Source organism: Micromonospora sp. NPDC007220 (assembly GCF_040634035.1).
GTDB lineage: Bacteria > Actinomycetota > Actinomycetes > Mycobacteriales > Micromonosporaceae > Micromonospora > Micromonospora reichwaldensis.
In genome coordinates, this window is sequence record NZ_JBEYEU010000023.1 from 95174 (window position 1) to 102858 (window position 7685).

The following is a 7685-nucleotide window of genomic DNA, read 5'->3' on the forward strand; positions in this document are numbered from 1 at the left end:
GCACTCAGCCCGGCGGACGGCGGGCGCCGACGCAACGGGGCCCGGCGGACGGCGCTACGGGCGGGGTCAGCTCGCGCAGGCCGGGCAGGTGCCGAAGATCTCCAGGGTGTGGCTGACGTCGGCGTAGCCGTGCTTCGCCGCCACCCGCTCGGCCCAGCTCTCCACCGTCGGCCCCGCCACCTCCACGGTGCGGCCGCAGGTCCGGCAGACCAGATGGTGGTGGTGGCCCTCGCTGCACCGGCGGTAGAGGTGCTCGCCGCCCGGCGGGCGCATCACGTCGATCTCGCCCGTGTCGGCGAGCCCCTGGAGCGTGCGGTAGACGGTGGTCAGCCCGACCCGCTCGCCGCGCTCGCGCAGCATCGCGTGCAGCTCCTGCGCGCTGTGGAAGCCCTCCAGCTCGCCGAGCAGCGCGCTCACCGCCGAGCGCTGCCGGGTGTTGCGGACCGTGGAACCCGCCATGATCATGATCCCTCCCCGGCGTGGCTCACCGCGTCGGCCACGATGTGTGCGACGTGCTCGTCGACCAGCGCGTACGCGATCTCGCGACCCCGCCGGGAGCCGCGCACCACGCCGGCGCCCCGCAGCACCCGCAGGTGCTGGGAGACCAGCGGCTGGGCGGCGCCGAGCTTGTCGACCAGCTCGTGCACGCAGCGCTCGCCCTCGGCGAGCTCGCTGACGATGGCCAGCCGGATCGGTGCCGAGAGGGCACGCAGCAGCTCGCTCGCGCCCTCGAAGGCGTCGTAGCCTGATCCGTCGGTCACCCTGTAACGGTAACCAATCCCACTGACACGGCGCTGACCAGGATCAGTGGAGCACGACCTCGTGCGGCTCCGGCGTGGGCGCGGCGGCGGGGGTGCGCCGCCGGCGCAGCATCCGCCACGCCGCGCCGAGGACCGCGACCACCCCGAACGAGGCGATCGCCATCAGCACCACCGAGGCGCCGGGGGCGGTGTCGGCGTTCGCGGCCACCCAGACCCCGGAGCCGGCGGCGAAGAGCCCGAGCGCCATCGCCGCCGCCATCGTGCTGCGGAACCCCCGGGTCACCTGCTGCGCGGTGGCCACAGGCACCACCATCAGCGCGCTGATCAGCAGCACCCCGACGGCCCGCATGGCGATCGTCACCGTGACGGCGGTGGCCACGGCGAGCAGCAGGTTGAGCGTGCGCACCGGCAGGCCGGAGACGCGGGCGTACTCCTCGTCGTGGCAGACCGCGAAGAGGGCCGGGCGCAGCGCCAGCATGGTCACCCCGATCGCGATGCCGAGCACCGCGATGGTGGTCAGGTCCTGCGGGGAGATCGTGGTCAGCGACCCGAACAGGTAGGCGTTGAGGTTGGCGCTGGTGCTGTCGGAGAGCCCGACCAGCGTCACGCCGCCGGCGATGCCGCCGTAGAAGAGCAGGGCCAGAGCCAGGTCGCCGGAGGTGCGCCCGCGGGCGCGGACCAGCTCGATGGTGATCGCGCCGGCGGTCGCCACGGCCACCGCGACGAGCACGGGGGAGCGGTTGAGCAGCAGGCCCGCGCCGACGCCGGTGAGCGCCACGTGCCCGACCCCGTCGCCGATCAGGGCGAGCTTCCGCTGCACCAGGTAGATGCCGAGCGCCGGGGCGGCCAGGCCGATGATCAGCGCGCCGATCAGGGCCCGCTGCATGTAGGGGTACTGGAAGAGTTCCATCTCAGCTGCTCCACAGCCCGGCGGGCTCGTCGGGACCGTGCGGGTGCACGTGGTCGTGGTCGGGCTCCGCGTGGTGGCCGGCAGGCTCGGGCACCGCGCCGTCGTGGCAGATCCCACCCTGGTGTACGACGACCGCCCGGCTGATCAGCGGCCGCAGCGGCCCGAGCTCGTGGGCCACCAGCAGCACCGTGCCGCCACCGGCGACGAAGGCGTGCAGCGCATTGGCGAACGCCTCCTGGCTGGCGGCGTCGACCCCGGCGGTCGGCTCGTCGAGGACCAGCAGCTCCGGCTCCCCGGCCAGCGCCCGGGCGATCAGGGTGCGCTGCTGCTGCCCGCCGGAGAGGGTGGCCACGGGATCGCGGGCCCGGTCGGCGAGCCCGACCGCCTCCAGCGCGGCGGTCACCGCCGCCCGGTCCGCCGCGCCGGCCGGGCGCAGCACCCCGCGCCGGGCGAGCCGGCCGGAGGCCACCACCTCGCGGACGGTGGCCGGTACGCCGCTGCCGGCGCCGAGGCGCTGCGGGACGTACCCGATCCGGTGCCACTGCCGGAAGCGGCGCAACGGACGGTCGAAGAGGGTGACCGACCCGGAGCTGAGCGGCACCAGGCCGAGCGCGGCGCGGATCAGGGTGGACTTGCCGGAGCCGTTGGCGCCGAGCACCGCGACCACCTCGCCGGCGGTCACGGTCAGTGAGACGTCGCGCAGCACGGGGCGGCCGTCGTAGCCGACCACTCCGTGCGCGACGGTGATGACTGGGGATGTCACGAGCAGCTCAGCGCCGTTCGCAGGGTGGCAAGGTTGGTGCGCATGACCGAAAGGTAGTCGCCGCCGCCGGTGGACAGCCCCTCCAGGGGGTCCAGCACCGCGGTCTTCGCGCCGACCTCGGCGGCGATGGTCTCGGCCACCTTCGGGCTGACCAGCGTCTCGAAGAAGATCGTGGTGGCCTTGTGCTCCCGGGCCTCCTGGGCGACCTGGGCCAGGCGCTGCGGGGACGGCTCGTTGTCGGGGCTGAGCCCGGTGATGCCGATCTGCTCCAGCTGGTAGCGCCCGGTCAGGTAGCCGAAGGCGGTGTGGCTCACCACGATCTCCCGCCGCTGGCAGGTCTTCAGCCCGGCCGTGAACTCGGCGTCCAGCTTCTCCAGCTCGACGCGCAGCGCCTTGGCGCGGGCCGTGTAGTCGGCGGCGCGGTCCGGGTCGGCCCGGCCGAGCCGCTCGGCGAGCTTGTCGCCGACCGTGGCGAGGCGGGTCGGGTCCAGCCAGAGGTGCGGGTCCTTGGCGCCGCCCTCCTCGTGGCCGGGCTCCTCGGGGTGGGCGTGCTCCCCGCCCTCGTGGTCGTGGCCGCCCGCGGCGGCGTCAAGCAGCGGCTGCACGGTCGACACGTCGAACGCGCGCTCCTTGGCGTTCTGCTCGACGGCCTCGTCCAGCGCCGGCTGGAAGCCCTTGAGGAGCACGACCAGCTCCGCCTCGGCGACCTGGCCGACCTGGCCCGGGTTCAGTTCCAGGTCGTGCGGCTCCGCCCCGGGCTTGACCAGGTTGCTCACCTTCACCGCGTCGCCGCCGATGCGCTCGGCGAGGAACTGCAACGGGTAGAAGGCGGCCACCACGTCGACCCGCTGCGGATCGGCGCCGGTCGTGCCGTCGTCGGAACAGGCCGTGACGCCACCCAGGGCGAGCAGGGCGGTGGCGGCGACGGCCAGGGTGCGCGGGGCGGAGCGGATGTTCATGCCATGAACTCTCCGCGACAACGATAATGATTGTCAAAAACGCATGCTTGCATGTCAGAGCAGCTTCACCAGGCCCGCGGTGACCAGCAGGGTGAGCGCCACCAGCCGGATCACCCGGGTCGGCGCCGTCTGCACCGACCAGGTGGTGACCAGCAGCGCGGCCACGGCCGCGGCGAGCAGCAGGGTCAACAACCCGCCGACCACGCCGGGGGTGAAGAACGCGACAAGCACCAGCACGAGGGTGACCAGGAACACCGTCGTCGGGTTCGCCCGGGCCAACCGGGCCGGCATCCGGCTCTGCGTACGCTGCATCCCACAGACTCTACGAGGAGGAACCCCGTGCTGGTGACGAACCGGTTCGTGGTGGACGTCGATGTCGCCGACGAGTTCACCGAGCGGGCGCACGCCGCCCTCGCCGCCCTCGCGGCCCGCCCCGGTTACCTGCGCGGCCAACTGGTCCGGGCGCTGGACGACCCCCGGCACTGGTGCCTGGTCACCGAGTGGGAGTCGGTCGGCACCTACCGGCGGGCCCTGGGCGGCTTCGACGTCAAGATCACCGCTGTGCCGCTGCTCGCCGAGTCGCTCGACGAACCGTCGGCGTACGAGGCGCTCGCCACCGCCGCCCCGGGCGGGGACGTCGTCGCGGCCGCCAGCGATCGGGCCGCTGGTCCTTACCGCTGAGCCCGTGGGCACTACATTGCTTGCATGACCGCTCCCGGACCGGCGACCCCGCCGGCGTACCCTCCGTCGCCCGGCCAGCAGGGGGCGCAGCCGCCCGCCGTGCCCGGCCCGCCGGCGGACCCGGGCGTGCCCGCCCCGCCGGCCGGGCCGGGGGTCACCCCGCCGTTCGCGGCGCCCCCCACCGAGGGGCGCAACACCCGGCTCTGGCTCGGGCTGGGCGCCGGGGCGCTCGCCGTGCTGCTCTGCTGCGGCGGTGGCGGCGCGGCCGTGGTGGGCCTGGCCGTGACCGGGGTGCAGGCCGTGCGCGAGCAGGGACGCACCGTCTCCACCGACTACTACCGCGCGCTGGTGGAGCGGAAGTACGGCGCGGCGTACGACCAGCTCTGCGACGACGCGCAGCGGCGCGAGTCACGCCGCGAGTTCGAGCGCCGGGTGGCCGCCGAGCCGCAGATCGCGACCTTCCGGGTGGGCGACGTGGACGCCGTCTCCCTCACCGTGCCCGTCGACGTCACCTACACGGGCGGCCGGCAGGACCGGCAGGAGGTCACCCTCGGGCAGGACCAGCAGACCGGCGGCATGGAGGTGTGCGGGGTGAGCTGACCCGCCCCCGGTATTCTGCTGGGCCCGGGACGGCACGGGTCGTACCGTTGTCCCGAACTGTTCCTTCCGTCCTTACCGCGTCCCCGCCGACCGCCAGTCGGCGTAGGAGGAAACATGCCAGCCGACCGTATCGACGCCGTCGTCAGCCTCGCCAAGCGCCGAGGCTTCGTCTTCCCCTCCAGCGAGATCTACGGAGGCACCCGGTCGGCGTGGGACTACGGTCCGCTCGGCGTGGAGCTCAAGGAGAACGTCCGCCGGCAGTGGTGGAAGACGATGGTCCAGCAGCGCGACGACGTGGTCGGCCTCGACTCCGCCGTCATCCTGGCCCGCGACGTCTGGGCCGCCTCCGGCCACCTGGACGCCTTCGTCGACCCGCTGACCGAGTGCCAGTCGTGCCACAAGCGGTTCCGGGCCGACCACCTCGAGGAGGCGTACGAGGCCAAGCACGGCAAGCCGCCGGCCTCGCTGACCGAGCTGAACTGCCCGAACTGCGGCAACAAGGGCACCTTCACCGAGCCGAAGATGTTCAACGGCCTGATGAAGACCTTCCTCGGCCCGGTCGAGAGCGAGGAGGGCATGCACTACCTGCGGCCCGAGACCGCCCAGGGCATCTTCGTGAACTACAAGAACGTGGAGACGGTCGCCCGCAAGAAGCCGCCGTTCGGCATCGCCCAGACCGGCAAGTCGTTCCGCAACGAGATCACCCCGGGCAACTTCATCTTCCGCACCCGCGAGTTCGAGCAGATGGAGATGGAGTTCTTCGTCGAGCCGGGCTCGGACGAGCAGTGGCACGAGTACTGGCTCTCCGAGCGCTGGAACTGGTACCTCGACCTGGGCCTGTCGGAGAGCAACCTGCGCTTCTACGAGCACCCGAAGGAGAAGCTCTCCCACTACTCGAAGCGCACCGTCGACATCGAGTACCGCTTCCAGTTCGGCGGGACCGAGTTCGCGGAGCTGGAGGGCATCGCCAACCGCACCGACTTCGACCTCACCACGCACAGCAAGCACTCCGGCGTCGACCTGTCCTACTTCGACCAGGCCAAGGGCGAGCGCTGGATGCCGTACGTCATCGAGCCGGCCGCCGGCCTCACCCGCGCGGTGCTCGCGTTCCTGCTCGAGGCGTACGACGAGGACGAGGCGCCGAACACCAAGGGCGGCGTGGACAAGCGCACGGTGATGCGCTTCGACCCGCGGCTGGCCCCCGTCAAGGTGGCCGTGCTGCCGCTGTCGCGCAACGAGGCGCTCTCGCCGAAGGCGAAGGGCCTCGCCGCCGACCTGCGCAAGCGCTGGGTGGTGGAGTTCGACGACTCGCAGGCGATCGGCCGCCGCTACCGCCGCCAGGACGAGATCGGCACCCCGTTCTGCGTGACTGTCGACTTCGACACCCTGGACGACAACGCGGTGACCGTCCGGAACCGGGACACCATGGCCCAGGAGCGCATCGCGCTGGACCAGGTCGAGCGCTACCTGATCGAGCGCCTCCCCGGCTGCTGAGCTGCGGCGGGCCCCGGCCGGTGCGGAAGTTGCGCCGGCTGGGGCCCGTACACTTGTCCGGTGACCGCGCCGACCGTTCCCGCACTGCGCCCGTTGACCATCGGGCGGCACGAGGTGTGGCCGCCGGTGGTGCTCGCGCCGATGGCCGGCATCACCAACGTCGGCTTCCGGCAGCTCTGCCGGGAGCAGGGCGGCGGCATCTACGTCTGCGAGATGATCACCACCGTCGCGCTGGTCGAGCGGAACCCGAAGACGCTGCGCATGATCGCGTTCGGCGACGACGAGCGGCCCCGCAGCCTCCAGCTCTACGGCACCGACCCCGAGATCACCGCCGCCGCCGTGCGGATCGTGGTGGAGAAGGACCTCGCCGACCACATCGACCTCAACTTCGGCTGCCCGGTTCCCAAGGTCACCCGCAAGGGCGGCGGCTCGGCGCTGCCGTGGCGCCGCCGGCTCTTCGCGCGGCTGGTCAGGGCCGCGGTGGACGCCGCGTCGCCCGCCGGGGTGCCGGTCACGGTCAAGATGCGCAAGGGCATCGACGACGACCACCTGACGTACGTCGAAGCGGGCCTCGCCGCCCAGGACGCGGGCGTGGCGTCGGTCGCCCTGCACGGGCGTACGGCCGCGCAGCGCTACTCCGGCACGGCGGACTGGGACGCCATCGCGACGCTCAAGCAGGCCCTCGACGTGCCGGTGCTCGGCAACGGCGACATCTGGGAGGCCGACGACGCGCTGCGGATGGTGGCGCACACGGGCGTCGACGGGGTGGTGATCGGCCGGGGCTGCCTGGGTCGACCGTGGCTCTTCGCCGACCTGGAGGCCGCGTTCGACGGCCGCCCGGAACGCCGCCTGCCCACCCTCGGCGAGGTGGCGCGGACGATGCGCCGCCACGCCGAACTGCTGGTCGACCAGTTCACCGCCGGCTCCCGTACCCCCGCCCGGGGCGAGCGGGACGGCTGCACCGACTTCCGCAAGCACGTCGCCTGGTACCTCAAGGGCTTCCCGGTCGGCAGTGAGCTGCGCCGCGAGCTGGCCATGATCGAGAGCCTGGCCCAGCTCGACGACCTGCTCGGCAAGCTGGACCCGACCGAGCCCTTTCCCGTGGCCACCTTGGGCCAGCCGCGCGGCCGCACCAACTCGCCCGGCAAGGTCTTCCTGCCGGACGGCTGGCTGGCCAGCCGCGACGACGACACCGTCCCGGAGGGCGCCGAACTGGCTGACTCGGGCGGCTGAGCCCTCGGCCGCCACCCGGGCCTCGGCTGCCTCGGCGCTCCCGGCTGCGGCTCGGCCCGGCCTACCCGGCTACGGACGCTGGGTGAAGGTGAAGACGACGAAAGGGCCGGCCCCTTGTGGGGGCCGGCCCTTGTCGCTGGGTGGTGCGCCTGTCGCTGGGTGGTGCGCGGTGCTGGGTGGTGTCGTTGTCGTGTCGCTGTGGGGTCAGGCGGTGTAGCCGCGGGTGGCGATCCAGTCGGCGAGGTTGTCGACGCTCATGCGGTAGGAGGCCTGGTTGGGGTTGG

10 protein-coding genes are annotated in these 7685 nt (G+C 72.8%); 4 read left to right on the forward strand and 6 right to left on the reverse strand.

Translation table 11 applies throughout. From position 1 onward, the window contains the following. Positions 1-66: 66 nt before the first annotated feature. From ABZ573_RS27140 to ABZ573_RS27165, 6 genes are read right to left on the reverse strand one after another with little or no spacing between them, the layout of a single operon-like run. On the reverse strand, positions 67-465 hold the full coding sequence (locus ABZ573_RS27140) for a transcriptional repressor (protein ID WP_151456941.1): 399 nt from the start codon (positions 463-465) through the stop codon (positions 67-69). Then, positions 462-761, reverse strand: coding sequence for a metalloregulator ArsR/SmtB family transcription factor (locus tag ABZ573_RS27145; RefSeq protein WP_088998913.1), 300 nt, complete (start codon positions 759-761; stop codon positions 462-464). Before ABZ573_RS27145 ends, ABZ573_RS27140 begins: the two co-directional genes overlap by 4 nt. Positions 762-804: 43 nt before the next feature. Further along, entirely contained in the window at positions 805-1671 is an 867-nt protein-coding gene (locus ABZ573_RS27150) for a metal ABC transporter permease (RefSeq protein WP_151456940.1), read from the reverse strand. A gap of 1 nt (position 1672) precedes the next feature. Beyond that, positions 1673-2434: a metal ABC transporter ATP-binding protein gene (locus ABZ573_RS27155; RefSeq protein WP_358121826.1), complete on the reverse strand. Its 762-nt coding sequence runs from the start codon at positions 2432-2434 to the stop codon at positions 1673-1675. Then, the gene (locus ABZ573_RS27160; protein WP_327029311.1) at positions 2431-3393 is read right to left on the reverse strand and encodes a metal ABC transporter substrate-binding protein; all 963 of its coding nucleotides are present in this window, start codon (positions 3391-3393) and stop codon (positions 2431-2433) included. Before ABZ573_RS27160 ends, ABZ573_RS27155 begins: the two co-directional genes overlap by 4 nt. Positions 3394-3447: 54 nt before the next feature. Continuing rightward, positions 3448-3705 (reverse strand): hypothetical protein, encoded by a 258-nt coding sequence (locus tag ABZ573_RS27165; RefSeq protein WP_151456937.1) that lies wholly within the window; start codon positions 3703-3705, stop codon positions 3448-3450. 27 nt (positions 3706-3732) lie between these two features. Between ABZ573_RS27165 and ABZ573_RS27170 the strand changes: the two genes are divergently transcribed. The 4 genes from ABZ573_RS27170 (at position 3733) to dusB (ending at position 7401) form a co-directional block, all read left to right on the forward strand. Next, a complete protein-coding gene (locus ABZ573_RS27170) occupies positions 3733-4074 on the forward strand; it encodes an antibiotic biosynthesis monooxygenase (protein WP_151456936.1) in 342 nt (113 codons plus the stop codon). A 126-nt stretch (positions 4075-4200) separates the two neighbouring features. Next, positions 4201-4674: a hypothetical protein gene (locus ABZ573_RS27175; protein WP_132240457.1), complete on the forward strand. Its 474-nt coding sequence runs from the start codon at positions 4201-4203 to the stop codon at positions 4672-4674. A 114-nt stretch (positions 4675-4788) separates the two neighbouring features. Beyond that, positions 4789-6168 (forward strand): glycine--tRNA ligase, encoded by a 1380-nt coding sequence (locus ABZ573_RS27180; protein ID WP_101412337.1) that lies wholly within the window; start codon positions 4789-4791, stop codon positions 6166-6168. Positions 6169-6228: 60 nt separating this feature from the next. Next, positions 6229-7401, forward strand: coding sequence for a tRNA dihydrouridine synthase DusB (gene dusB, locus ABZ573_RS27185; protein WP_151456935.1), 1173 nt, complete (start codon positions 6229-6231; stop codon positions 7399-7401). Positions 7402-7685: the final 284 nt, after the last annotated feature.